Annotated in this window: 25 protein-coding genes; 16 read left to right on the plus strand and 9 right to left on the minus strand. The window is 44.4% G+C overall.

Translation table 11 applies throughout. The features are described 5' to 3' along the window. Positions 1 to 6: 6 nt before the first annotated feature. The gene (locus ABMY42_RS20040; RefSeq protein ID WP_005452418.1) at positions 7 to 354 is read left to right on the plus strand and encodes a hypothetical protein; all 348 of its coding nucleotides are present in this window, start codon (positions 7 to 9) and stop codon (positions 352 to 354) included. 134 nt (positions 355 to 488) lie between these two features. Continuing rightward, positions 489 to 623: a hypothetical protein gene (locus ABMY42_RS20045; protein WP_005452414.1), complete on the plus strand. Its 135-nt coding sequence runs from the start codon at positions 489 to 491 to the stop codon at positions 621 to 623. 67 nt (positions 624 to 690) lie between these two features. Here ABMY42_RS20045 and ABMY42_RS20050 read toward each other — a convergent pair whose 3' ends face one another. From ABMY42_RS20050 to ABMY42_RS20060, 3 genes are all read right to left on the minus strand, one after another. Beyond that, positions 691 to 1,305, minus strand: coding sequence for a glutaredoxin (locus ABMY42_RS20050; RefSeq protein WP_005452412.1), 615 nt, complete (start codon positions 1,303 to 1,305; stop codon positions 691 to 693). Between the two features lie 62 nt (positions 1,306 to 1,367). Further along, positions 1,368 to 2,207 carry a DMT family transporter gene (locus ABMY42_RS20055; protein ID WP_005452406.1) on the minus strand — a complete coding sequence of 280 codons (840 nt, stop codon included), beginning with the start codon at positions 2,205 to 2,207 and terminating at the stop codon, positions 1,368 to 1,370. Positions 2,208 to 2,642: 435 nt separating this feature from the next. Further along, positions 2,643 to 3,611, minus strand: coding sequence for a porin (locus ABMY42_RS20060; protein WP_349266703.1), 969 nt, complete (start codon positions 3,609 to 3,611; stop codon positions 2,643 to 2,645). 564 nt (positions 3,612 to 4,175) lie between these two features. Between ABMY42_RS20060 and ABMY42_RS20065 the strand changes: the two genes are divergently transcribed. Together ABMY42_RS20065 and ABMY42_RS20070 are read left to right on the plus strand one after the other, a co-directional pair. Further along, positions 4,176 to 5,204 carry a porin gene (locus ABMY42_RS20065; RefSeq protein WP_009696379.1) on the plus strand — a complete coding sequence of 343 codons (1,029 nt, stop codon included), beginning with the start codon at positions 4,176 to 4,178 and terminating at the stop codon, positions 5,202 to 5,204. 204 nt (positions 5,205 to 5,408) lie between these two features. Continuing rightward, positions 5,409 to 6,023, plus strand: a complete 615-nt coding sequence (locus ABMY42_RS20070; RefSeq protein ID WP_005452403.1) for a fumarylacetoacetate hydrolase family protein — start codon at positions 5,409 to 5,411, stop codon at positions 6,021 to 6,023. Positions 6,024 to 6,031: 8 nt separating this feature from the next. On the opposite strand, the gene ABMY42_RS20075 is transcribed toward ABMY42_RS20070, so the two are convergent. From ABMY42_RS20075 to ABMY42_RS20085, 3 genes are all read right to left on the minus strand, one after another. Then, positions 6,032 to 6,343: an AzlD domain-containing protein gene (locus tag ABMY42_RS20075; RefSeq protein ID WP_009696378.1), complete on the minus strand. Its 312-nt coding sequence runs from the start codon at positions 6,341 to 6,343 to the stop codon at positions 6,032 to 6,034. Beyond that, positions 6,340 to 7,083 carry an AzlC family ABC transporter permease gene (locus ABMY42_RS20080; protein ID WP_005452401.1) on the minus strand — a complete coding sequence of 248 codons (744 nt, stop codon included), beginning with the start codon at positions 7,081 to 7,083 and terminating at the stop codon, positions 6,340 to 6,342. Before ABMY42_RS20080 ends, ABMY42_RS20075 begins: the two co-directional genes overlap by 4 nt. 71 nt (positions 7,084 to 7,154) lie before the next feature. Then, a complete protein-coding gene (locus ABMY42_RS20085; RefSeq protein WP_349266704.1) occupies positions 7,155 to 7,982 on the minus strand; it encodes an AraC family transcriptional regulator in 828 nt (275 codons plus the stop codon). 250 nt (positions 7,983 to 8,232) lie between these two features. On the opposite strand from ABMY42_RS20085, the gene ABMY42_RS20090 reads away from it, so the two are divergent. Beyond that, positions 8,233 to 8,865 (plus strand): LysE family translocator, encoded by a 633-nt coding sequence (locus ABMY42_RS20090; RefSeq protein WP_005452399.1) that lies wholly within the window; start codon positions 8,233 to 8,235, stop codon positions 8,863 to 8,865. A gap of 89 nt (positions 8,866 to 8,954) precedes the next feature. After that, positions 8,955 to 9,374, plus strand: coding sequence for a GNAT family N-acetyltransferase (locus ABMY42_RS20095; RefSeq protein WP_050904396.1), 420 nt, complete (start codon positions 8,955 to 8,957; stop codon positions 9,372 to 9,374). Between the two features lie 87 nt (positions 9,375 to 9,461). Here the strand turns inward: ABMY42_RS20095 and ABMY42_RS20100 are convergent, their stop codons facing one another. Beyond that, positions 9,462 to 11,156, minus strand: a complete 1,695-nt coding sequence (locus tag ABMY42_RS20100) for a phospho-sugar mutase (RefSeq protein WP_009700990.1) — start codon at positions 11,154 to 11,156, stop codon at positions 9,462 to 9,464. 330 nt (positions 11,157 to 11,486) lie between these two features. On the opposite strand from ABMY42_RS20100, the gene coxB reads away from it, so the two are divergent. From coxB to ABMY42_RS20120, 4 genes are read left to right on the plus strand one after another with little or no spacing between them, the layout of a single operon-like run. Further along, positions 11,487 to 12,650: a cytochrome c oxidase subunit II gene (coxB, locus tag ABMY42_RS20105; RefSeq protein WP_349266705.1), complete on the plus strand. Its 1,164-nt coding sequence runs from the start codon at positions 11,487 to 11,489 to the stop codon at positions 12,648 to 12,650. Then, positions 12,647 to 14,287, plus strand: coding sequence for a cytochrome c oxidase subunit I (gene ctaD / locus ABMY42_RS20110; protein WP_005452395.1), 1,641 nt, complete (start codon positions 12,647 to 12,649; stop codon positions 14,285 to 14,287). The genes coxB and ctaD overlap by 4 nt, the downstream gene beginning before the upstream one ends. Positions 14,288 to 14,308: 21 nt before the next feature. Beyond that, a complete protein-coding gene (locus tag ABMY42_RS20115) occupies positions 14,309 to 14,914 on the plus strand; it encodes a cytochrome c oxidase assembly protein (protein WP_349266706.1) in 606 nt (201 codons plus the stop codon). A gap of 11 nt (positions 14,915 to 14,925) precedes the next feature. Continuing rightward, positions 14,926 to 15,810, plus strand: coding sequence for a cytochrome c oxidase subunit 3 (locus ABMY42_RS20120; RefSeq protein ID WP_005452393.1), 885 nt, complete (start codon positions 14,926 to 14,928; stop codon positions 15,808 to 15,810). A 2-nt stretch (positions 15,811 to 15,812) separates the two neighbouring features. Here ABMY42_RS20120 and ABMY42_RS20125 read toward each other — a convergent pair whose 3' ends face one another. Further along, the gene (locus tag ABMY42_RS20125; RefSeq protein ID WP_005452392.1) at positions 15,813 to 16,049 is read right to left on the minus strand and encodes a DUF2909 family protein; all 237 of its coding nucleotides are present in this window, start codon (positions 16,047 to 16,049) and stop codon (positions 15,813 to 15,815) included. Here ABMY42_RS20125 and ABMY42_RS20130 point away from each other — a divergent pair. The 4 genes from ABMY42_RS20130 to cyoE are packed head-to-tail and all read left to right on the plus strand — an operon-like array spanning position 16,048 to position 19,281. Further along, positions 16,048 to 16,815 (plus strand): SURF1 family protein, encoded by a 768-nt coding sequence (locus tag ABMY42_RS20130; RefSeq protein ID WP_349266730.1) that lies wholly within the window; start codon positions 16,048 to 16,050, stop codon positions 16,813 to 16,815. The two genes, ABMY42_RS20125 and ABMY42_RS20130, sit on opposite strands and share 2 nt — an antisense overlap. After that, a complete protein-coding gene (locus tag ABMY42_RS20135; protein WP_069687710.1) occupies positions 16,812 to 17,348 on the plus strand; it encodes a cytochrome oxidase biogenesis cluster protein in 537 nt (178 codons plus the stop codon). Before ABMY42_RS20130 ends, ABMY42_RS20135 begins: the two co-directional genes overlap by 4 nt. Before the next feature lie 12 nt (positions 17,349 to 17,360). Next, positions 17,361 to 18,380, plus strand: a complete 1,020-nt coding sequence (locus ABMY42_RS20140) for a COX15/CtaA family protein (protein ID WP_005452387.1) — start codon at positions 17,361 to 17,363, stop codon at positions 18,378 to 18,380. After that, positions 18,373 to 19,281 carry a heme o synthase gene (gene cyoE / locus ABMY42_RS20145; RefSeq protein WP_101905201.1) on the plus strand — a complete coding sequence of 303 codons (909 nt, stop codon included), beginning with the start codon at positions 18,373 to 18,375 and terminating at the stop codon, positions 19,279 to 19,281. The genes ABMY42_RS20140 and cyoE overlap by 8 nt, the downstream gene beginning before the upstream one ends. Positions 19,282 to 19,791: 510 nt before the next feature. On the opposite strand, the gene ABMY42_RS20150 is transcribed toward cyoE, so the two are convergent. Continuing rightward, the gene (locus ABMY42_RS20150) at positions 19,792 to 20,775 is read right to left on the minus strand and encodes an OmpA family protein (RefSeq protein ID WP_005452383.1); all 984 of its coding nucleotides are present in this window, start codon (positions 20,773 to 20,775) and stop codon (positions 19,792 to 19,794) included. Positions 20,776 to 21,251: 476 nt separating this feature from the next. Between ABMY42_RS20150 and aroG the strand changes: the two genes are divergently transcribed. Both aroG and ABMY42_RS20160 read left to right on the plus strand, forming a co-directional pair. Then, positions 21,252 to 22,304, plus strand: a complete 1,053-nt coding sequence (gene aroG / locus ABMY42_RS20155; protein ID WP_050908753.1) for a 3-deoxy-7-phosphoheptulonate synthase AroG — start codon at positions 21,252 to 21,254, stop codon at positions 22,302 to 22,304. A 168-nt stretch (positions 22,305 to 22,472) separates the two neighbouring features. After that, positions 22,473 to 23,645 (plus strand): MFS transporter, encoded by a 1,173-nt coding sequence (locus ABMY42_RS20160; protein ID WP_050908754.1) that lies wholly within the window; start codon positions 22,473 to 22,475, stop codon positions 23,643 to 23,645. Positions 23,646 to 23,781 lie beyond the last annotated feature (136 nt).

The raw sequence follows: 23,781 nt of genomic DNA on the forward strand, positions 1-23,781 counted from the left end.
GAAATCATGCAACAAAACGAATTTGAAGCTCTACTGAAAGAAATCGGTCAACAAGAAAACCTACCTCAAGCGCTAGAGCTATTAAAAGCATCTGAGGAAGAAGAAGTCGCTCAGGCTGCTGAATCGCTAACAGGTCAATTCGGTCTTGCTGAAGTAGAAGGTGAAAAACGCATTTACCACATTACGGTTCAAGCAGATGAGTCCGGTGAAGAGAAAGAGTTCGTTGAGCATGTAATGAATGAAGGTGACCACCTGATCAAGTTTGCGGCTTGGTTCTTCGAGACTTTCTTTGAAATTAAACCGAAAGACACCTACAAAGCAGCAGGTAAAACATACCAGCAACCTAAACGTTAATTACGTTTCTTATTCGCTAGGATAAAAATCTTTGTAATTAAATTACAAAATAAATGTGACCTATGTCTTGTTTTATGGTTTTTGTGGTGTAAAATTACAACATAAACCAGTTAATTGCTTCTTAGGAGAAGGTCATGGGTTACGAACTTGGTGGTGTTTACTTTGGTCAAATGATGGCTAAAGACGCGATGCACAAAGCGCTTTACGGTAAAGCGAAGAAGAAAAAGCCTTCTATGTTTGCTCGCGTAATGAAAAAACTAGCGAATTAATAAGAAAAGCCCCGATGTCATATCGGGGCTTTTTGCATTCTGGCTCTGGGTACCTCAATCGATATATCTAGGCCGTTTGACTTGGGATCTCGACAACGTTATCTGGCACGCTATCTAATCCTTTCTCAGCCAACCACTTTTCCAGATTATCCGCGCCTCCAATGTACTTACCGTCTAACCATATTTGTGGCACGGTCACTGGTGTTTTTTCACCAATGATGGCTTTCACTTCAGGGATCATACGATATAGGGCTGCGCTGTCTTTCACTACATCATGATATTTGTAGTCAACGCCAGCTTCATCAAGCAACTTTTTCGCTTTAACACAGTAAGGGCATGTCGCCTTACCGTAAACGATGTTGCCTTTAAGCTGATCTCGCTTGGTCCATTCAGCAATGACAGATTGAACAAGCACGCCTCGGTTTAGCGCTTCCCCTTGGCTGACGACTTTGCCTTCAACGACTAGGATAGGGGCATGCCATGCTCCAAGTTTTAATGGCTCCCACCAATGAGACAACCAATCTTTCACTTCTAGCTCGACTGGCACATCTGCTAATTCATTTTCAAATGTGTCAGCAAGAATATCTTTGGTTAATGTACATTCCCCGCATGGGATATTGACTTTGAATGGTCCCCAACTGCCGGCCCAACGATACAATGTAATTTTGATTGGCTGTGTCATAAGATGCTCCTCATTTCCTTTCCTGAAAATATAGAACTCAAAACCGAGAAATTTCTTTCAAATTACTTTCTTTTTTTCGCTTCCCAATGAGTAATGAAAGCAATGGAGCCGATAATGATTGCAGCACCAAGCCATAGTCGACCTGGTGGCACCCAGTTGAATACTAGCCAGCCTGCAAAGACATTTAAGGGCAGTTTCGCGTGGTCGAATGGTTGTACAAACGATGCATCAGCGACAGCGTAAGCTTTGACTACTGCCCACTGGGCTAGTGCCGTAAGTATGCCTGCGGCGATTAAGATTCCCCAAATGTTCCAGCCTTCAGGCATTGCAAATGTAGGTGCCGCCAGCAAAATATTAAAGGGCGTGATCAAGAGCAGTAAGTAAACCACCATGGTTGATGGTGGATCGTTCACCGACAGCTTTTTCACCATTAAAGAATAAGATGCCCAGAAAAAAGCCGCGCCGACAGGCAGTAACGTTGCCCAGGTAAAAGAGTCTGACCAAGGCTCAAGAATGATCATTGCGCCAATAAAGCCAGTAAGCGTTGCGATCCAACGAGCAACACCTACTTTTTCCTTCAGAATTAAACCTGAACCTACCGTTGCAAACAACGGTGAAGTCATAAGCAAAGCGATGCCTTGCCAGATAGGAACCGGATAAGCGAGAGCCCATAACCAAAGCTGGATACCGATAACCGCCAAGAAGATGCGCAATGCATGCCACCCAAAGTGGTTAGTACGTAGAGACTGACGAATTCCTAATGTTCGCAGATACGGCAAGATAGCGAAAAAGGCGATAGCGTATTGGAAGAGTGCAAATGTCGTGGATGACACACCAAAGTGAATACTTGCGATTTGAGCAAAGCTATTAACGATGGCAAAAGCCAAGCCTGCGGTAAGCATCCAAGATGCTCCTTGGACAGGATGATGATTCAATTGGATATTTCCGGTTTTAAACAATAGATAGGATCATACGTTCTAATGTTGGGGTAGCCAATAAAAAAATGCCTCCCAGAGGGAGGCGACATTACCAATTCAAAGGACGTGCCTACCGAAGTAGGTACAAAGAACGAGAAGCACAAACGCTGCCATGCATTTGCTCGTTTTTAATATTGCAGCTAGTGTGCCAACTTTTAACGTGTTGATTTTTAAAGGGTGAGAAGGGCGTGTCTAACGGCTACTAGAGGAATTGCACTAACTTCGGGAGTAAATGCATTAAAAGAGGGCAGTTAGGTTTAAGTAGAAAAGCTGTTGGTCTTATCTCAATAAATAGAAAATGACCGACACGAAGTGCCGGTCAAAAACTTGCTGCGATGCTGGCTTGGGCAGAAGCCGCAATTAGAAGTCGTAGCGTACGCCAAGACGAAGTGTATCTTCGCCTTCGGTTACTTTACCTTCCGCGTCTTTCGCTTCATCAAGTTGGTTCATGTAGTAAGAAAGGTAAGTGCGGAAGTTGCTATTCAGTTTGTAGTATCCCACAAGCTCAAAACCTTCAACTGCATCGTACTTTACAGCGCCATTTGGATCGTTTTCTTGGAAAGTGTAAAGACCAGCGACGGTAAACTTACTTGCGATCTTGTAGCTTGCAACTAGCTCATAAGCGGTAAAGTCTTCAGAATCTGTCAGTGCACCTTGTGAGTACGTACCTGCAAGGTAGAGGTTATCCAGTGAGTAAGCGATACCACTAAGGATTTGGTCTTCTGAATTGTCTTTGTCTACATCACCGCCTGAGTATGCAAGACCTAGGTCAAGACCGATTGGTAGAGAGTAAAGACCAGAAATGCCGTATTTATCTTGGCTATCCTCGGAGTTAGCTTGGTAAGTGGCTTGAACTTGTAGAGCATCGAATTCACCACGGTAAGCGAAAACGCTATCTTGCTTATCCGAAGATGAGTCAATGACTTGCTGAACGCCAGAAAACTCGGTGATATCCGTCATGTCTGAGATGATAACGGCAGCCATGTCTTGACGACCTACAGAGAAGCTACCTGCATCTGCACTTACTCCTGCGTACATGTAGCGGTTTTTAAATTCGCTCTTACCGGTTTTTTGTTCTGCTTCGTAAACACCAAATGCAGACAGACCGTTACCGATGTCAGCCTTACCTTTGAGGTTTAGACGCGCACGTGACTTATCTTCCATAGAACCGTCTACTTCAGCACCGCCTGAACCAATAAAGTCACCACGAAACTCGACGCGACCGCCAACCTTCAATTCAGTGCCGCCATCTTTGTACACTGTCGCCGCAAAAGATGGTGCTGATACCAATGCTGTTAACACTGCAGTAGTTAGTGCTGCCTTTTTCATTTTCTTATTACCCTAGTTGTAATCGATGAGCTTTCTTGCTCGATGTATTGATGACGCTAAGGTAAACCGAGAAAATTAAAGATAGATTTCTATTAAGTTATGATTTGTTTGCATATTTATTTCAAATGTATGAATGCCTTCTTATTTATGAAAATAAGAGAAAAAGGGGGTTTTATGTTTTTTTATGTTTTTCTAATGACTACCGAACGACATATTTTTAAAAAAGATCCTAATCATTTTTTTCTTCTCGAATTGTAATTCAAGATTTCATGTTTGAATTTTCATTGTTTGTTTTAACAATGATTTAGCTGGATTTTTTGTTGTTACATGTAAGCATTTGTTTCCAATTTGGGTGTATTTTTCAGAATTTGTATAAAGAAAAAAGGTAAACGTTTGCGATTTTTCTTTTTTATTACATCTTTTCACTCTGCTCTGGGGAACTTCTGAAATACATTGATTGGCAGTTGTTAATCAAAAGTGACGCACATTGGTGGAGAAGATGCCCCAATCTACTTTTGTATAAAACTGACTTATAAACTAATGAATAAATACATGGATTTTATAATGAACAAAAAATTCCTAGCAGCAGCGATCGCAGCAGCAACATTCGGTACACAAGCAGTAGCAGTGGAGCTTTACAACAACGATGGCACAACGTTCTCTGTTGGCGGTCACGTATCTATTAACGTGAACGGTTCAGAGCAAGGTGACACTGATGTAGGTACTAACTCTCCACGTATCAACTTCACAGCAACTCAGGATCTAGGCAACGGCTTTACTGCTGACGCTCGCGGTGAATGGGCTCTTAACTACCTAGATGGTGGTGACGAAACATTTACTACTCGTCTTGGTTACCTAGGTCTAACTCACGATGTTTACGGTCGTGCAGTTGGTGGTACTCAGTGGGCACCTTACTACGATGTAGCTGGCGTTGCTGATATGCCTATCGCGTTTGCGAACGACTTTATCTACGACGATCACGGTAACCTAGGTACAGGTCGTGCGGACAAGATGCTTTCTTACCGTAACGCGATTGAGCTGGGCGAAGCTGGTGCAATCAACTTCGGTCTAGGTTGGCAAGGTTCTCAAACAGACGCTGATACCTCTCTAAACTACGATGACCGTGTTCAAGCAGCTCTTTCTTACGAAATCATGGGTGCTAAGATCGGTTACACATACACTGGCGGCGACATTAAAGATGGTGTGAGCAAAGAATCTGCTGAATCTCACCTAGTATCTGCAGCGTACGGCTCATACGGTCAAGGTCTATACATTGCAGCAGTTTACGGCTCAAACGAGAACATGAACTTCAGCACTACTGGTGATCGCTTAGTTGATAGCGATGCGTACGAAGCGCTACTAGCTTACGCACTACCAAGCAGCCTTAACCTAAGCATTAACTACGAAATGGTTGAAGGTAAAACATTTAAGAACTCTAAAACTGAAACTGCTCGTGAAGAGATGGCTGTACAGGCTGAATACAACTTCACTCCTAAGTTTGTTGGTTACGCTGGCTACCAGTTCGACCTAAACGATGCAAACGATCGTAAAACAGATGACAAATGGGCACTTGGTGCTCGTTACTACCTATAATAGTAACCTGTCCTAGTTACTATGGAAGCCAGCTTCGTGCTGGCTTTTTTTTGTCTGTGGTTCTTACCTTATCGAAGTTCAATTTAGTGATGATTCACTCAAAACGGGCTGAATGTCTTGTTTTTAACACCTCGAAACGAGAACTAGTGTCAACAACGTAACGTGTTGGATTATTATGCGTTTTTTGTTTTGCAGGGAAGAGCAATGAGCGTCGTTCAGGTTGAAGAGAAGAAAATCAAAGTCGGCAAAGTTCTGTGTGTCGGGCGTAATTACGTTGAGCATATTCAAGAGCTAGATAATGCCGTACCAGAGCAAATGGTAGTGTTCAATAAACCGGCGACTTCCGTTTCAACCAAACTCACCTCATTCCATCAAGAGCCTTTGCATTACGAAGCCGAAATCTGCTTTGTGATCAAAAACGGTCAATACTGCGCGGTTGGGCTCGGCTTAGATCTGACCAAACGCGGTTTACAATCTAACCTCAAAGAAAAAGGATTACCTTGGGAACGTGCCAAAGCGTTTGATGGCTCAGCGGTATTCAGCCGTTTCCGTTCTCTTCAAGGTGTCGATATTGACGATCTCAACTTAGAGCTTTTGATTAACTGTGTTCATGTTCAAAAAGGGCATGTTAAGCAAATGCTTTACCCACCGATGAACATTCTCGATGAGTTGAAGAGCTACACAACGCTAGAAGATGGCGATGTCGTGATGACAGGGACACCAAAGGGCGTGGGTGAAGTGCATCAAGGCGATGTCTTCCTTGGACGTTTGAAGTGTGGAGACATCACCTTATTAGAGATTGAATGGTTGGCTGTTTAGTCGCGAGCTTATAGCCAAATTCGAAGCAGTAAAAACGCGACCATACTTACGATGGTGGTGAGCAATACATTCTTTGTGAGGTATGCAATCGCAGCAGCTAATAGGGCAGCCAATAGAAATGGGTTTTGCCATGTGACGCTCAGTTCACCTTCTGGCATAAACACGATAGGAGCCCAGATCGCGGTGAGCACTGCAGGGCTTGCGTAGCTTAATATCTTTTGAGTTCTTACCCCCAATTTAAGCGGCAATTTTGGTTCGAGAAATAGATAACGGCTAGTGAATACCAAGGCTGTCATGGCTAAGATAGACAAAAAGATCATTGACGTTCCTCCGGTGTATTCTCAATGTTTGGGGCTTTCGTCGTAAACTGTTCGACCAAATAGCCCGTCAACATGGCGAGAATACTCGCGAACATCAAGCTTCCTTCCACTTGGTAATAATTCAGCGTCACTGAGCTAACTAATGCTACCAATACACTGCATAGCACGGGAATGCTTTTTATCGTTGGCACCACAATCGCGATAAAGGTGGCAGCAACGGCAAATTCCAATCCGAGCTCATTCAATTCAGGTATCAAACTGCCAGCGACGATGCCAGCAAGTGTTGCGAAGTTCCAAAATAGGTAGAAGCTTAATCCAGCGCCAAGGGCGTACCATCGTTCAAATTGTTTATCGGATTGGTGCCCGACGATGGCAAACAGTTCATCAGTGAGTAAGAAGCCAAGTGAAAGACGCCACTTTAAGGGCAATGGCGAAATTTTACTGCGCATCGAAACACTATAAAGAAAATGGCGAGAGGTAATGAAAAAGGTCGTCAGCAACATGGTGGTTAAGCCTGCACCAGCTTTAATCATGCCCATGGCAACAAGTTGTGCGGAGCCAGCAAACAGAATGGCGGAAAGCGCCTGACCTTCCAGCGGGTGTAAGCCAGTATCGATGGCAAATGAGCCCGCAAGTAATCCCCAAGGCAGTACGGCGATGCTTAATGGCATCATTGCGATGGTACCTTGTAAAAAGAGTGAGAATTTTGAGTCTTGATGAGTTGGCAAAGTAGTATCCATAACTTCAACTTGAATAGAAAAACATGCTGTTAAGGTAGGCTGACCTAAGCATGCTGCCTTGTACAAAATTGCTAACAGTGCTTGATGTACTGCCCAGGCGTTACCCCCATGGTTTTTTTAAAATGACGATGCAAGTGGCTTTGGTCGTGAAAACCACATTCTTGAGCAACATCGGAAATCTTTTGTCCTAGCTTGAGCAGCTTTTTCGCCATTCTTAGCCTTTGTTGAATCTGAAACGCGTGCGGCGGAAAGCCAAACTGCTTTTGAAATTCACGCAACAGGTGGAAGGGGCTCAACCCTGCTAACTTCGCCAGTTCTTCTAAAGAGACATCGGTTTGAGGAAAGTCTTCAAGAAACTCTTTGACCAGATGTACTTGCTTTTGCGCTTTTGTCGTATCTTTAAGGGGAGCTCGATGTGTACTGTGCTTGCTGGCAAGTTTGACCAGTGTGCCGTAGACAAGTGTCTCTCTTAATAAGCGGTTATCGGATTTCTCTAGAGTATCGAACACTAATCGCAGTTGATTCGCGAGCTCTGGATCGTAAACGACGGGCTGCGGGAAGTAGGGCTGAGCGACATTGGGCGCGCCAAGTTCTTCCCCAAGCGTTTGAAACTGCTCAGGTACGGGATACATGGCTTTGTATTCCCAGCCACCTTCTGACGCTGAGTGACCATTATGCACCTCATCAGCGTTTACAAGAATGATACTGTCTTGCGGTGCAATGTGGTTGCCACCGGTACGAAAGAATTGCTGCGCGCCTTTTTCAATCACACCAATGGTGTAGCCTTCATGGCTATGGCGAGAGAAGTTTTGTTTTTCGTATTTTGCATCGAGCAGCTCTAACCCGCCCAACTCTTGAGCAATCTTAAAAGTCGCGATTTCCTTATTCTTTTCTTTCATCTCGGTCCAAATAGCTCAAGCGTAAACAGTAGCACCACATCATTTGGAGTCTACCGGATCCATCCTGCTTATTTTTGTACAAAATTGCTATTGGTATTAAAAATAAACATCAAAAAGGTTAATTGTTTTTAAATTGAGCATTAAACCTTTTGTATTTTCTGAATATTGCTTCGTAGAAAGATATTTGGTCTGGTTGTTATCTATTCATTGGTATAAGATCCGCCGCCTGTTTTAGAAAGCCAGTTCCACCATGATCGATTTATCTGTACTCCCTGTTTATCTTACCGCTGTTATTGCACTTCTTTTGTTGCCTGGACCTGACATGTTGTTGATTGCCAGCTCTAGCATGAGTTATGGCAAAAAAGTTGGTCTGTTTGCAAGCTTAGGCAACGCGACATCCGGCGTGATCTTAACGTTATTGGCAGCTATGGGTGTGTCGACCTTGATTGCCATGAGCCCAATCGCGTTAAAAGTGCTTCATCTACTGGGGGGCGCGTACTTGCTCAAAATGGGGTGGGACTGTTTACGAGCGGACGTTTCTGCTGCACCAGAGCTTGACCAGAAAAACAAGATGGCATCGACTTACTATCAACGCGCTTTGATGAGTAACCTGCTGAACCCGAAAGCCTTGGTGTTTTTCGTGATGTTTTTGCCTCAGTTTGTCTCTAGCAACATTACCGCATCGTCGGGTGAGCAAATGCTCGCGCTTGGTTTGCTGCTAAACGTATTAGGCTTGCTATTCAATATTTTGTTAGTTGCATTGGCGGGGACATTAGGCAAAGGGTTGCTGGAAAACGATAAATTCCGCATGTACCAAGGTAAGCTAATGGGCTTGGTGTTCGTTATCCTTGCGGTGTGGATGCTCAGTAGCTTCGCGATGTAATGTGTAGGAACAATCAGATTTTTGAACAAAAGCCAGCACTCGCTGGCTTTTTGTTTTAGTATCACACTGATTTTCCAAGGAGTGGCAGTATGAAACTTGAATTTAAACTCAATCCAGAACAAAACGATCTCGATTTTATCCGTGATGGCATCCGAGCTTATAACAACATGCATCTACCGGATGGGGACGTAGACGCCATTGGCTGTTTTGCTCGTAATGACGAGGGTAAGGTTGTTGGCGGACTCACGGGAGAAATGTTTAATAACACCGTGTTTGTTGAATACCTGTGGGTTGATGCAGAGGCACGCACTTCGGGATTAGGAAGCAAGCTGATCGCTCTACTGGAAGAGCAAGTGAAACCGCGTGGAGTCACGCATTTGTATCTCGATACTTATAGCTTTCAAGCGCTCGATTTTTACTTGAAATTGGGTTTTGAAAAAGTCGGGCAATATTCAGGCTACCCAGCAGCAGGCATTGATAAACATTTCCTGCAAAAACAGATTGTTTGAGTTGGTTTGAATTGCATAAAAAAGAGGCGCTCGATGCGCCTCTTTTGCTATTTGTAGCTGTCAAAGAATCGATGTTTCAAACTCGAATTACAAGCTTTGTTGATGCGCTTCGATAAGTGCGTTCATTTTCGCTTCCGCTGCTTGGTTAGCTTGCGCGTAATCCATCTCTGCTGGGAAGTCGCTGATTACCTCGTAGTAACACTTCAACTTAGGCTCAGTACCAGAAGGGCGAACAATCACACGTGATTTGTCTTCTAAGTGGTAAACCAGTACGTCACTTGCTGGCAAGTTAATCGCTTCTGTTGGACCATCGGTCACAAAGCGAAGTGATGACTTCAGATCTTCAATCACTTCGATACGTTTACCCGCAATCTCTTTCGGTGGGTTTGCGCGAAGTTTGTCACCGATTGGTGGTGATTTAGGGTCAAGTGCAATGCTGCGCTGCGCGTTGAAGTAGAAACCGTGCTGGCGGTATAGTTCTTCTAACTTATCCCACAGCGTTTTGCCTTGTGCTTTCAATTTTCCTGTCAATTGAGAGAAAGCGACCAGTGCTGACAAACCATCTTTATCCCATACCTTATTACCTACTGTGTAGCCTAGTGCTTCTTCGTAAGCGAATAGGAATGGGTTCGCTTCAGTTTCTTGTGTCATTGCTACGTTAGTTAGCCATTTAAAGCCAGTTAACGTTTGGTAGTATTCTGCGCCGTGTGCTTTCGCAATACTGCTCAATAGACGAGAAGACACAATGGTATTCCCAACAAGTGCATTTGGTTGACCTTGCAGTAAGTAGTCACCAAACAATGAACCCACTTGGTCACCTGTTAGCATCTGATATTCGCCATCTGGGCGTTTTACAGCCACAGCAAAACGGTCTGCATCAGGATCGTTCGCGCAAGCAATGTCCGCATCGACAGATTTACCCAGTGCCATCACCATGTCCATTGCGCCTGCTTCTTCAGGATTCGGGAAGTTTACGGTAGGGAACGTACCGTCCGGTTCACGCTGTTCTGGAACGCTTGCGACTTTTTTAAAGCCAGCGTCTGCGAGCAACGTTTCTGCCATGTCCGCACCGACACCGTGCATTGCCGTGTAAACAATCGAGATATCTGTGTTGCTGTCCGGTGTTAGCAGGGCATTGTCGTTCATTGTTTTGCGATAAGTTTGGTAGTACTCGTCTTCAAGCCAAACTAACAAACCTTTTTGTTTTGCATCGTCCAGTGACATCAGAGGAAGCGGTTTTGTTGTTGCTTCATCGATTTTTGCAGCAATACCAGAATCGTGAGGTGGAATAATCTGTGCGCCATTTTCCCAGTACACTTTAAAGCCATTGTATTCTGGTGGGTTGTGGCTTGCGGTAACAACCACAGCAGCGGCTGCATTTAATTCACGAACACCAAAAGCAACAATTGGCGTTGCTGCTACTTTATAGGTTAGGTAAACCTTGATGCCCAAAGCAGTAAGTACAGAAGCTGTATCGTGTGCGAACTGTTTAGAATCTGGGCGACCATCGTAGCCAATAACAACACCGCGAGACGATGCGTCTTTCACTTGTTCAATCAGATAGTGACCGAGACCTGTTGCTGTCTCTTGAATCACTAAACGGTTCATGCGATTTGGACCCGCACCGACTTTACCGCGCAGACCTGCGGTACCAAATGCTAAGCGTGAACCAAATCGATCTGTCAGTTCTTGTTCGTTATTTGTATCGACTAGGTGTTGAAGCTCTTCACGAGTTTTTGGATCTGGGTCTCGTGCTAGCCATTGAGTAATTTGTGCTGTCATATTCGTCTTTCCTTAGTAGGGGGAGCCTACTTGTTTAGACACTTCTTTGCTTAAAAGCGTCCCAATGTTTTCTTTTAATTAATGTAAATGGTTCTCAATTACATTTCAAAGAGGGCAATCGATAAACCGAATTTATTTTTCAGTCTGTACGGAATTTATTCACAGTTAATTTCTTGAAGAACTATTGAACTATAACTAGCCTTTTAACATAAATATAACAAAGAGTGCTGAAATCGTAGTTTTTGTGATTTTTCGTAAATTTGTTCGATATTTGCATCGGGAAGCAAGGAAGCTCGCGCAAGCGCAGCGGCTGAGCAGAGGAGAGATCTTTTGAAAAGATTAGCAACTACTCTAGCCTTATTAACGAATGTGATTTTTATCACGTTTTCTTCGTCCAGTTGGTCAGAGCAGAGTGATTACAACATGACGCGAGGTGTTACGGGGATCAGTGAGCAAGTGTATGAATTACATATGCTGATCTTCTACATTTGTTGCGCTATCGCTTTTGTTGTATTCGGTGTGATGTTCTATTCCATCTTCAAACATCGCAAGTCAAAAGGGGCAGTTGCCGCTAATTTCCACGAAAGCACTAAAGTGGAGATCATCTGGACCGTTATTCCGGTCATTATTCTTATCGCTATGGCGATTCCTGCGACCAAAACGCTGGTGGCGATGGAAGACACCAGCCAATCTGACCTTACTGTGAAGATCACCGGCTCTCAATGGAAGTGGCACTACAGTTATTTCGGCGAGGATGTCGAATTTTTCAGCCTACTTGCTACCAGCCAGAAAGAAATCGATGGCATCGAAGCGAAAGGGGCGCACTACTTGCTCGAAGTGGATAACCCGCTGGTTTTGCCTATCAACCGTAAAGTTCGCTTCTTAATGACTTCTGATGACGTAATTCACTCTTGGTGGGTACCTGATTTCGCTGTTAAGAAAGATACGATCCCTGGTTTCATTAATGAGGCTTGGACCAAGATTGATGAACCGGGCGTATATCGTGGTCAGTGCGCGGAGCTTTGTGGTCGAGCGCATGGTTTCATGCCAGTTGTTGTTCATGCGATGGCGGAAGATGATTTCGACCAGTGGATGGCAGACAAGAAACAAGAAATTGCCTTACAAAAGGCGGCTGCCCAAGAAGCATTGACGCAAGACCGTTCAATGGAAGATTTGATGGGACAAGGCGAGTCGGTTTACACCGCGCGTTGTGCTGTGTGCCATCAAGCGAACGGCGAAGGCATTCCGGGCGCGTTCCCGGCAATCAAAGGCAGCGAGATAGCCAAAGGTCCGGTTGTTGCTCACATCGATGTATTGGTGAACGGTCGAGCTGGCACCGCCATGCAAGCTTTTGCTAACCAACTAAGCGATCAAGAAATTGCCGCTGTAATTACCTATCAACGTAATGCTTGGGGAAATGATACTGGCGATACCGTTCAAGCATCCGATGTTAACGCCTTTAAGGCACAAAACAGTGCCAAGGAGGAAATATGAGTAAGCCAATTGAAAAAGCGGTGAAGTCTGCTCCTGCTGAAGCGCAAACTACTGCAAACACGACCATTGCGATTGAAGACGACCACGATCATCATCACGCACCAAAAGGGCTAGCGCGTTGGCTTTATTCCACCAGCCATAAAGACATCGGTACGCTTTATTTATGGTTTAGCTTTGCTATGTTTCTCACTGGCGGTGCGATGGCGATGATCATCCGTGCTGAGCTATTCCAACCGGGTCTACAATTGGTTGACCCTCAGTTCTTTAACCAAATGACGACCGTACATGGACTAGTGATGGTGTTTGGTGCCGTCATGCCAGCGTTTACTGGTTTAGCCAACTGGATGATTCCAATGATGATTGGCGCTCCAGATATGGCTTTACCACGGATGAACAACTTGAGTTTTTGGATCTTACCTTTTGCGTTCCTCATTTTGATCGGCTCTTTGTTTTTACCGGGTGGTGGTCCTGATTTCGGTTGGACTTTCTATGCGCCGCTTTCCACAACTTATGGTCCTGATAGTACGGCGTTGTTTGTTTTCTCAGTCCATATCATGGGTATCAGTTCCATTATGGGTGCCATCAACGTTATCGTGACTATCGTAAACATGCGTGCACCAGGCATGACTTGGTTCAAGCTACCAATGTTTGTTTGGACTTGGTTAATCACTGCATTCTTGTTGATCGCGGTTATGCCCGTATTAGCCGGTGCGGTCACCATGGTTCTGACCGACAAATACTTTGGTACAAGTTTCTTTGATGCCGCTGGTGGCGGTGACCCTGTGATGTTCCAACACATCTTCTGGTTCTTTGGTCACCCTGAGGTATACATCATGATCCTGCCTTCGTTCGGGATTATCTCGGCAATCATTCCGGCTTTCAGTGGCAAGAAACTGTTCGGCTATCATTCGATGGTTTACGCAACCTGCAGTATTGCATTGCTGTCATTCCTAGTGTGGGCACACCATATGTTTACGACGGGGATGCCAGTATTCGCCGAACTCTTCTTTATGTACTGCACCATGTTGATTGCAGTGCCAACTGGCGTGAAAGTGTTTAACTGGGTGGCGACTATGTGGCGGGGCGCAATGACGTTTGAGACGCCGATGTTGTTTGCCATTGCTTTTATTGTCTTATTTACAATAGGTGGCTTCTCAGGCTTGATGTTGGCGATTGTACCTGCGGATTTCCAATACCATGACACTTACTTTGTTGTTGCGCATTTCCATTATGTCTTGGTATCCGGTGCGGTGTTCTCGATTATGGCCGCGGCGTATTACTGGCTACCGAAGTGGACAGGCAATATGTATGACCACAAGCTGAGTCTATGGCACTTCTGGTGTTCAATCATTTCGGTCAATGTGTTGTTCTTCCCAATGCATTTCTTGGGCTTAGCAGGGATGCCAAGACGCATTCCTGATTACGCTATCCAGTTTGCCGACGTTAACCAAATCGTATCGATAGGTGGCTTTGCCTTCGGTCTGTCTCAATTGATCTTTCTGTGGCTAGTCATCAAATGTATTCGTGGTGGTGAAAAAGCAACGGCAAAACCTTGGGAACGTGCAGAGGGTTTAGAGTGGACGGTACCTAGCCCAGCCCCACATCATACATTCACAACTCCGCCAAAAGTCGATTAACCGAAGAGTGAGGTGAGTGAGATGCCAAGTAATTCATCCAATAAGAGACTCACTATCAAGTTGCTGCTAGCGACAGTGCTGATGTTCGGCTTCGGTTTTGCTCTTGTGCCACTCTACGACATCATGTGTGATGCATTGGGCATTAACGGTAAAACCAGTGATGTGGCCGCAATTCAACCGACGGGTATGCAGGCGGATATTACCAGAACGATTCGTGTGGAATTTATGGCGCACGTTAGCCCGGACATGCCTTGGGAGTTCAAACCAAAAGTCGTTTTTATGGATGTTCACCCTGGTGAAGTGATTCAAACCGAATATCTTGCTTTTAATCAGAGCGGTGAAGATTTGGTAGGGCAAGCTGTGCCATCCGTATCGCCGGGTACTGGTGCGGCTTACTTCAATAAAATCGAGTGTTTTTGCTTTAATCAACAGCCATTGGAAGGTAAGCAGCAAGCGAGTATGCCTTTGATTTTCTACATTGAGCCGGATGTGCCGGATTCAATTCATACGTTGACCTTGTCTTACACACTCTACAAATTTCCTCCTCAATCGGGCGAGTCTTCAACAGCTAGCCTCTTAGGGAGCGAGAAACAGACCTTAACGCCGCAAACCGAGGCGCGTCTGTAAGGAGAGAACTTATGAGTAACAAGCCTGAGACCTATTATGTTCCCGCACAAAGCAGTTGGCCAATCGTAGGAGCTTTTGCGCTGTTCCTCGTTGCTGTCGGTGCCGGAATGACCGTTCAAGGTACTCAAAGTGATGGCGCGGTTGGTACGTTAGGCGGCATCATTCTCGCCATTGGTATGTTGTTTTTGCTCTATATGCTGGCAGGGTGGTTCAGCAACGTCATCACAGAATCTCTTACCGGAAAGTACAGTGCGCAAATCACGCGTTCATTTCGACAAGGGATGAGCTGGTTCATCTTTTCGGAAGTGATGTTCTTTGGTGCTTTTTTTGGTGCTCTTTTCTACGCAAGAATGATTTCCGTGCCTTGGTTAGGTGGTGCAGATAATAACTTAATGACACATGAGGTATTGTGGCCGAGTTTCGAAGCAATCTGGCCACTCACCACCACGCCGGGTGGTGATACGACCCAAGCAATGCCTTGGCAGGGTATCCCATTAACCAACACCATCTTGCTGCTATTGTCATCGATTACGTTACATATGGCACACATCAGTTTAGAGCAAGATAAACGAACTGCACTGATTGTCTGGTTGGAAATCACCATCGTCTTGGCGGGCTTCTTCCTCTATTACCAAGCCGTTGAATATGCACACGCTTATCAAGATATTGGGCTGACGTTGCAGTCCGGTATTTACGGTAATACCTTCTTTATGCTCACGGGCTTTCACGGTTTGCACGTTTGTCTCGGTACCATTTTCCTCATTGTGCTGTTATTCCGCATCGCCAAGGACCACTTTTCTCCGAAAGACCATTTCGCATTCCAAGCTGGCAGTTGGTATTGGCACTTCGTTGACGTGGTTTGGCTATGCTTATTTGTTTTCGTTTATGTGCTGTAAAGCTAGTAAGGACGAGGATTTGGGGCTATCCATCCTGCCCCTAACGCTACGAGAAGGAGAATCACGACTAACGCAGAAAACATGACACGACGACCGAGATAGTGGCTCATTGGTTTGCCTTTCTTCGATGAATCCTCTGGGTCTTCGCGAACCATTTCGATAAGCGCTTTTGCGAGGTTAAAGATGATGAAAAGCAGCAAAAGGACAAGCGTTAACTTAAACAGAAATACGGTGGACATGGCACCTCCGGTTTCGTCGTCGATATTATCGAAATGGGTTTGGGTTGCTGTCTTTTTAACTGTGGCTGTGTTTTCTCTATTGGTCAAACTGGGCTTTTGGCAATTGGAACGTGGTAATGAAAAGCAGCGTTTGGAACAAGCGATTTTAGCAAGGGAAAATACCTCTTATCAGGACATATCTGAAGTACTGGAAAAGAACGATTGGCGAGAAGAAAGTGTTATAGGGATTAAAGTACAAGCAAATGTGACGCCTGAACCACTCCCAATTATTTTATTAGATAACCAGACCTATCAGGGGGAAGTGGGTTACCTAGCGTTTCAAATCGTATCGATGTCTCATGATCCTGCGACTCTGACGCTGCTTGAACTTGGATTTGTGAAGGGGAAAAGATCCAGAGCCGTACTTCCGAAGGTTGAATATCTGACAACGCCATATGACATCACAGGGCGTTTGTATCGTAAATCTACTAATCCACTAAGTTCAGACCTAATGGCTGAAATGGGCGATACGATAAGAGTGCAAAACCTCAACATTAATCAACTTAGCCAACTGCTTAATATTGAGTTAATGCCTACGGTCATTCAACCTGACAATCTAACGCAATGGTCGTACCCATTTCCTTGGAATCCCTTACCGTTAACCAGTGCAAAGCACTTTGGTTATTCTTTTCAATGGTTTGCTATGTCTGGCGTATTTTTGTTTATCACAATCCTGATTTTTATTCGTTGGATTCGACAACCACGCTCACAAGGAGGTGAGAAATGACAAATGCAGTCACGAAAGGACGAATTGTATTGGTGTCTCTGATTTGTCTATTTGCGCTCCCCGCGATTATTGCCAAGGTTGTATTGATTCAAGGTTGGTATGAAACGGGGGTAACCAATCGAGGTGAATTGGTTGAGCCATATATCACGCTCGAACAATTAGGTCAGCCATCACCATTAGACGAAAAAGGTTGGCAATTAGCGTATGTGTTGCCTCCGGAGTGTAAAGAACAGTGCCAACAACAAATACATTTGATGCAACAAAGCCACATTGCATTAGGTAAATATCAGGAGCGTGTGGTGCCGGTTATCTGGACTTCGGAAGAGACCAATAATGTTGCTCAGAGCATTGTGGTGATGCAAATGAATGATTCGTTGTCATCGAGAGTGAAAGCAGGGCAGATGTTGATCGTCGACCCTCTCGGGCAGCTAGTTATGTCCTATACGCCAGAAGCCAACGAGGATTTGGTGCGGTTAAGTAAAGATGTATTGGCGGACTTACGAAAGCTATTGAAGTTATCACGCGTAGGCTAGGGAGAGTGCAATATGACGTTAAGTCGTTTGGTTAAGTTCAGCCTGTGTCTTACTCTTGTAGTCATTATGTTGGGAGCATATACACGCTTGGCTGATGCGGGGTTGGGATGTCCAGATTGGCCTGGTTGCTATGGTCAGTTATTTGTACCCCAAACTGAAGCTGAAGTTACTAAGGCAAATGCTCTGTTTCCGGAGCGAGCAGTGGAGCAAGGAAAAGCGTGGTTAGAGATGATTCATCGTTACTTCGCTGGAACTTTAGGCTTAGTCATTCTGATGATGGCAATCATGGCGGTGAGAGCAGAGCGAGTTGATCCGACAATTCCGGTTTTGCTTTGCGTTCTTGTTTTGGGCCAAGCGGCATTAGGAATGTGGACGGTAACGTTAAAGCTGATGCCAGTGATAGTTATGCTTCATCTACTTGGCGGCTTTACGCTGCTTGCACTTCAAGCGCTGTTCTACTGCCAATTACAATCTAAAAACAGCCTCTACTTTTCTCCTTCTTCCAAGAGCGTGAGAACGTTCTCTTTGATGGCTTTTGGTGTGGTGTTGTTGCAGGTGTTGCTTGGCGGATGGACATCATCAAATTATGCCGCATTAATGTGTACCACTTTGCCAATATGTGAAGGTAACTGGACAAGCTATTTGTCTTGGAAAGAGGCATTTTCGTTTTGGCAGACAGGTTTTGATAACTATGAGTTCGGTGTCCTAGATTACCCTGCCAGAATGACTATTCATGTTAGCCACCGTATTGGTGCCATTATTACCGCATGCGTGGTGTTGATTTACTGCATCTTACTATTAAAACAAGATTCACATCATTCCCAACGCCTCGGTATCTGGATTGGATTCACCTTGGTGTGTCAGATCTTATTGGGCGTGAGTAACGTTGTGTTCCAGCTCCCTATTTATGTTGCGGTGGCACACAACCTCGGCGCTGCCATTATGCTTACACTTATTTGCGTTAGTCAGTTCTACCTATGGCAGGGTAAAGCTCGTTGGGGTCATCAAGCGAAAGGAGTTCGCTATGAGTAAAGAGATCGCGCTACCTCTAGAAAGTGGTAAGAGAAAGATTGGGTCAACCTATTTAAAACTAACTAAGCCAAAAGTCGTCGCTCTTATGTTAATTACGGCTATTGTTGGGATGAGCTTAGCTCCGGTTGCTGACTTTCCTTGGTTACAAGCTGCCATTGGTCTTACTGGTATCGGCCTAATGGCAGGCTCTGCTGCAGCGTTTAATCACCTGATTGATCGCCGTATTGATGCGCGAATGGCTCGTACGCACAAGCGACCTTTGCCTTCAGGTGATACTAACCCTTTGTCTGTTGCGATTTTTGCTACTGCTCTGGGGGGAATTGGGTTTGTGTTGCTTCATGCATTGGTCAACCCACTGACGGCATGGATGACCTTCTTAAGCTTGTTAGGTTATGCGGTGGTTTATACCATGTATCTTAAACGAGCAACCCCGCAGAATATTGTGATTGCAGGGATTGCAGGCGCAATGCCGCCACTACTCGGTTGGACGGCGGTAACTGGAGAGTTACACGCGCATGCTTGGCTATTGGTAATGATTATTTTTATTTGGACGCCGCCACATTTCTGGGCGCTCGCAATTCACCGTGTCGAAGACTATCGCAAAGTGGATATCCCAATGCTTCCAGTCACTCATGGCATTGAGTACACCAAGACATCAATTCTTTTGTATACGATTCTACTCACGCTTGTCTGTATTTTGCCTGTGCTGGTGGGGATGGTCGGCTCTGTATATTTATTCTCTTCATTGCTCCTCAATGCTGGCTTTATGTATCAAGCGTGGAAGTTAAAGTTTTCACCGGAATTAAATAGCGCAATGGAAACGTTTAAATTCTCCATCTATCACTTATTGGCGCTGTTTGTTGCGTTATTGGTGGATCACTATATTGGTGTGTTTTTATGATCTAGAGCCACACAAGGGCAAGCTCACAACTGCACCGAACTCCGGTGCAGTTTTTGTTTGTACGGCGCAATACTAGGGTCTGCTGCTGTAGTTCTCACCCCAGTTAACTCGTCCTTCGGGAGCGTGTGATTGACCCGATTACTGTGTCAAACAACATGGAAAGAACCAGCTATGATACGACCTTGTTTTCCTTACTTACTTTCGGTAATCAAAGGAGCGATGACAATGCTCTGAATTCGGCGTCGTGGAATCACTTGAGTATATTGGTTTTGGAACCAAGAGCGATGAACTATGTGTCTTTGAGAAAACTGCTACTTTTCACCAAACTTGAAATCAAATATTTAATCGAGCGTACCATCAGGTCGCCTTTAGTATAAGAGTCGGAACCAGATAGGATGGAGAAGGGCGAACAGAGAAACTGAATGAGTTTGATAAAGAGTGAAGGGTAAAGCTGAAGCAAACAAAAAGGGATGCCGAAGCACCCCTTAGACTAGATTAGAGCGGGAACTCTTATTCTGGTTGTACCAATTCTTCGTATTGGAACTCAGGTACGACAACTTCAACACGACGGTTCTTCTCGCGACCTTCGTGAGTGCTGTTGTCTGCAACTGGGTTTTCTTCACCCATACCAGTAACTGTGAAGCGGTCTGCATCGATGCCTGCTGCGATTAGGTAATCCGCAACAGATTGAGCACGACGCTCAGACAGTTTTTGGTTGTAAGCTGCTGGACCAGAGCTATCTGTGTAACCAGTGATTTCAACTTGAGCTTGTGGGTACTCGTTCAAGAAGTTTACGAAGTTGTCTAGACGCTCAGATACTGAATCAGTTAGCTTCGCACTGTCGAATTCAAACGTACCTGTACCGTACTCTTCTTTGTGCGTCTTCGTCATCATTACTGGTTCTGGCTCTGCAACCACTTCTTCTGTTACTACTGCTGCAACAACAGGTGCTGCTGCGAACTTGTAGTTAACACCGATACCAAAGAAGTTTGCATCCATATCATCTAGGACATCATCAGAGATATCTTGGTAACGTTGGTATTCAGCACGAACACTCCAGTTTCTATCGATAGTGTATTCAGCACCAAGCGAGCCTGTAGGAACGAAATCTTTTTCGTCACCCGAAATCATGTAAGCACCACCGATTTTCGCGAATAGATTCCACGTATCGTTTAGATGCCAGTTGAATTTAGGCGCAAGCGTTAATGCCCAAAGATCACCGTCGATCGTATTGACTGTATTAGCCCCTGACTTGAAATTAGCTTCGTAGTCACCTAAGTAATCAACACCGTACTCAAGGCCAATGATATCGGTAAAGTCGTAACCGATGTGCATTCCGGCACCGAAAGCATCATCATCACAAGGGCTGTTTAAATAGCAAGCATCATCTAGCGTAGTCATGCCCACTTTGCCCCCGATATACATTTCAGCTTGAGCAGAGTTAATTAAACCACCAGCTACCACTGCTGCTACTGCAATTGCTACTTTGTTCATAATGTTTCCTTGTATTGATTGCATATTAGTTTCTACTTTGTTTTTACAACTTGAGTAAAACTAGGTAGTTATAAGAAATTAGTTTAATAAGAAATAAGTTTAATATTCATTTAAATTAACATCAAGCAACAATATCTTAGATCTTGCTACACTTTTCGTCGCCAAATACCTCACAAACTTCTGATATTTCTTACATTGTAGACAAGATTTTCAAAGTTACAGGAAAATATATGATAATTTTGAACTTTCCGTGTACATAAAAATTTACGCTGTGTTTTGTTTTGAACATTAGTAGTTAATTTGCATTTTTTTAAAAAAAGTGATTGCAAGCGGTCGGCGAAGTCGATAAGTTACTTGCATTGACACGATTAAATGAGCCCACAGCCCTTACTATTGCTTGCTTTGTGAACAATGTTGCAGTGAGTAAAGTTTGAGCAAAATAGTGGGACTTGGATAGTAATTAGGAAGTAGAAGTAATGTTTCAAACTGATGATGTAAGAATTAATAAAGTAAAAGAGCTATTGCCACCTGTTGCAGTGCTTGAAAAATTTCCGGCGACCGAAACTGCTTCCACAACTACTTTTGAATGTCGTAACGCCATCCACAATATTCTTGAAGGTAAAGACGATCGCCTACTAGTGATTGTTGGTCCATGTTCTATTCATGACCCAGAGGCGGCGGTAGAGTACGGTAAAAAACTGAAAGTACTTCGTGATGAACTCGGTGAGCAACTAGAAGTTGTGATGCGCGTTTACTTTGAAAAACCACGTACTACGGTAGGTTGGAAAGGTCTGATTAATGACCCGTACCTAAACGATACTTACAAACTTAACGACGGTCTTCGCATCGGACGTAAGCTTCTGCTTGATCTAACTGATATGGGGCTTCCAACGGCAAGCGAGTTTCTAGATATGATCACGCCGCAATACGTTGCCGACCTGATCAGTTGGGGGGCGATTGGTGCTCGTACAACAGAGTCTCAGGTTCACCGTGAGCTTGCGTCTGGTCTGTCTTGCCCTGTTGGCTTTAAAAACGGTACAGATGGCAACATCAAGATCGCAAGTGATGCAATCCGTTCGGCAAGCGCATCTCACCATTTCTTGTCAGTCACTAAGTACGGTCATTCTGCTATCGTTGAAACGGCAGGTAACCCTGATTGCCACATTATTCTGCGTGGTGGTAAGGAGCCAAACTATAGCACATCTCATGTAGGTCAAATTAAGGATGAGCTGGATGCTGCCGGTCTGCCTAAGAAAGTGATGATCGACTTCAGCCACGCGAACAGCTCTAAGCAATTTAAACGCCAAATGTTAGTTTCTGATGATGTGTCAGAGCAAATTTCTGGCGGTGAAGATGCTATTTTCGGTGTGATGATTGAGTCGCATCTTGTTGAAGGTCGTCAAGACTTGGTTGATGGCAAAGTTTCAACTTACGGTCAATCGATTACTGATGCATGTATCGGCTGGGAAGATACGGAAACAGTTCTACGTCAGCTATCCGACGCAGTAAAAGCGCGTCGTGCCAAATAAAAATTGAGCGAATAACACTCACAAAAAGCCAGCTTCTCGCTGGCTTTTTTAGTTTAAGTAGAGAGTAGTTAGCTATGTCATGGCTTAACCTGTCGCACATAACCCATGTGTTTTAGCCTTAAATCCGTTAAGGTGTCTGGGTAGATTAAAAAACACTCAAGGAATGAGATGAATAGAAACGTCTGGCTATTATCACTTTGCCAAGCCTTATTGATGACGGGAAACATACTTCTGATTTCTGTCATTGCGCTTATCGGTAAACAAATTGCGCCTTCTTCAAGCATGATCACTTTGCCAGTAGCGTTGCAGTTTCTCGGATTAATGTCTGCGACGATCCCGGCGTCCTTAATTATGGGAAAGCTGGGACGCCGTCTGGGTTTTAGCTTAGGTAACATCATAGGTATAGCTGGAGCGTCGTTGGCAGCCTATGCGCTATCTCTGCAAAACTTTACTTTGTTTTGTGCTTCGACCTTTTTGCTAGGGGTAGGGATTGGTTTTGGTACTTTATATCGATTTGCTGCGATAGAAGTGTGTGATGAATCAGCACGGCATCGAGCGATCTCGATTTCTATGGCAGGTGGCGTGCTAGCTGCCGTTTTGGGACCAAGCCTCGCTATCTATTCGCAAAAGTGGTCGACAGATGGACTTTATATTAGTGCTTTTGCTGTACTCATTGTCTTGTATATAACGGCATTAGTTTTACTACAGACGATACGATTTCCAGCGGCGCATACGCAAAATTGCCATGCAAAACCAGACTCTCTCAAGGACATTATTTATCATCCTAACTTTATGATTGCGGTGTTAGCAGCGATGGTTGCCTATGCCGTGATGAATATACTAATGACAGCGACACCGTTAGCCATGATTGGCTGTGGGTTTGATTTCACAAGAGCTGCTGGGGTTATTGAATGGCATGTATTGGGCATGTTTGTGCCTGCTTTTTTTACTGGTCGGTTAATTGAACTATTCGGTGCAAAGAAAATGATTTTAGCTGGTGGTGTGCTGTTCATCGCGTGCATAGCAATTAACATGCATGGGTTATCTATTTGGCACTTCAGTACGGCGTTGATCTTACTTGGTGTTGGATGGAATTTTATGTTCATTGCCGCAACCAGTTTGTTTAGTCAGAGCTATGAAGTGAAAAATAAAAGCAAAGCGCAGGCGTTCAACGAGTTCTTCGTATTTAGTTGCGTCACCATTACTGCACTTTTGTCTGGTTGGTTGGAGTCGACAGTAGGGTGGCAAAATTTGAATTTGTACGTCTTACCTTTTGTCTTATTGGTGATGGCAATCTTTATTGTTAAAACGAATAATAATTCTGAATCTCAAATTGCATAAACTGAGTTCAAAATTTTATAAGACCCAGCTATTAAGGCTGGGTCTTTTTTGTCTATCAGCTCACAACCCGTAACATTATTGATTAATTATTGTTATCTAAGTGAGTTTTTTGGGCTTTAAATGTCGCATCGGTAAG

It is taken from the genome of Vibrio sp. SSH13-20 (genome assembly GCF_040104475.1).
Taxonomy (GTDB): Bacteria; Pseudomonadota; Gammaproteobacteria; order Enterobacterales; family Vibrionaceae; genus Vibrio; species Vibrio harveyi.

Coding starts and splice junctions, on each gene's coding strand:
- ABMY42_RS20065 (WP_009696379.1), top strand. CDS start 4,176: ATGAACAAAAAATTCCTAGCAGCAGCGATCGCAGCAGCAACATTCGGT.
- ABMY42_RS20140 (WP_005452387.1), top strand. CDS start 17,361: ATGACGTTAAGTCGTTTGGTTAAGTTCAGCCTGTGTCTTACTCTTGTA.
- ABMY42_RS20135 (WP_069687710.1), top strand. CDS start 16,812: ATGACAAATGCAGTCACGAAAGGACGAATTGTATTGGTGTCTCTGATT.
- ABMY42_RS20130 (WP_349266730.1), top strand. CDS start 16,048: ATGGCACCTCCGGTTTCGTCGTCGATATTATCGAAATGGGTTTGGGTT.
- ABMY42_RS20080 (WP_005452401.1), bottom strand. CDS start 7,083: ATGGATACTACTTTGCCAACTCATCAAGACTCAAAATTCTCACTCTTT.
- cyoE (WP_101905201.1), top strand. CDS start 18,373: ATGAGTAAAGAGATCGCGCTACCTCTAGAAAGTGGTAAGAGAAAGATT.
- ABMY42_RS20045 (WP_005452414.1), top strand. CDS start 489: ATGGGTTACGAACTTGGTGGTGTTTACTTTGGTCAAATGATGGCTAAA.
- ABMY42_RS20060 (WP_349266703.1), bottom strand. CDS start 3,611: ATGAAAAAGGCAGCACTAACTACTGCAGTGTTAACAGCATTGGTATCA.
- ctaD (WP_005452395.1), top strand. CDS start 12,647: ATGAGTAAGCCAATTGAAAAAGCGGTGAAGTCTGCTCCTGCTGAAGCG.
- ABMY42_RS20050 (WP_005452412.1), bottom strand. CDS start 1,305: ATGACACAGCCAATCAAAATTACATTGTATCGTTGGGCCGGCAGTTGG.
- ABMY42_RS20040 (WP_005452418.1), top strand. CDS start 7: ATGCAACAAAACGAATTTGAAGCTCTACTGAAAGAAATCGGTCAACAA.
- ABMY42_RS20160 (WP_050908754.1), top strand. CDS start 22,473: ATGAATAGAAACGTCTGGCTATTATCACTTTGCCAAGCCTTATTGATG.
- ABMY42_RS20055 (WP_005452406.1), bottom strand. CDS start 2,207: ATGCTTACCGCAGGCTTGGCTTTTGCCATCGTTAATAGCTTTGCTCAA.
- ABMY42_RS20085 (WP_349266704.1), bottom strand. CDS start 7,982: ATGAAAGAAAAGAATAAGGAAATCGCGACTTTTAAGATTGCTCAAGAG.
- ABMY42_RS20115 (WP_349266706.1), top strand. CDS start 14,309: ATGCCAAGTAATTCATCCAATAAGAGACTCACTATCAAGTTGCTGCTA.
- aroG (WP_050908753.1), top strand. CDS start 21,252: ATGTTTCAAACTGATGATGTAAGAATTAATAAAGTAAAAGAGCTATTG.
- ABMY42_RS20125 (WP_005452392.1), bottom strand. CDS start 16,049: ATGTCCACCGTATTTCTGTTTAAGTTAACGCTTGTCCTTTTGCTGCTT.
- ABMY42_RS20075 (WP_009696378.1), bottom strand. CDS start 6,343: ATGATCTTTTTGTCTATCTTAGCCATGACAGCCTTGGTATTCACTAGC.
- ABMY42_RS20090 (WP_005452399.1), top strand. CDS start 8,233: ATGATCGATTTATCTGTACTCCCTGTTTATCTTACCGCTGTTATTGCA.
- ABMY42_RS20095 (WP_050904396.1), top strand. CDS start 8,955: ATGAAACTTGAATTTAAACTCAATCCAGAACAAAACGATCTCGATTTT.
- ABMY42_RS20100 (WP_009700990.1), bottom strand. CDS start 11,156: ATGACAGCACAAATTACTCAATGGCTAGCACGAGACCCAGATCCAAAA.
- ABMY42_RS20070 (WP_005452403.1), top strand. CDS start 5,409: ATGAGCGTCGTTCAGGTTGAAGAGAAGAAAATCAAAGTCGGCAAAGTT.
- ABMY42_RS20150 (WP_005452383.1), bottom strand. CDS start 20,775: ATGAACAAAGTAGCAATTGCAGTAGCAGCAGTGGTAGCTGGTGGTTTA.
- ABMY42_RS20120 (WP_005452393.1), top strand. CDS start 14,926: ATGAGTAACAAGCCTGAGACCTATTATGTTCCCGCACAAAGCAGTTGG.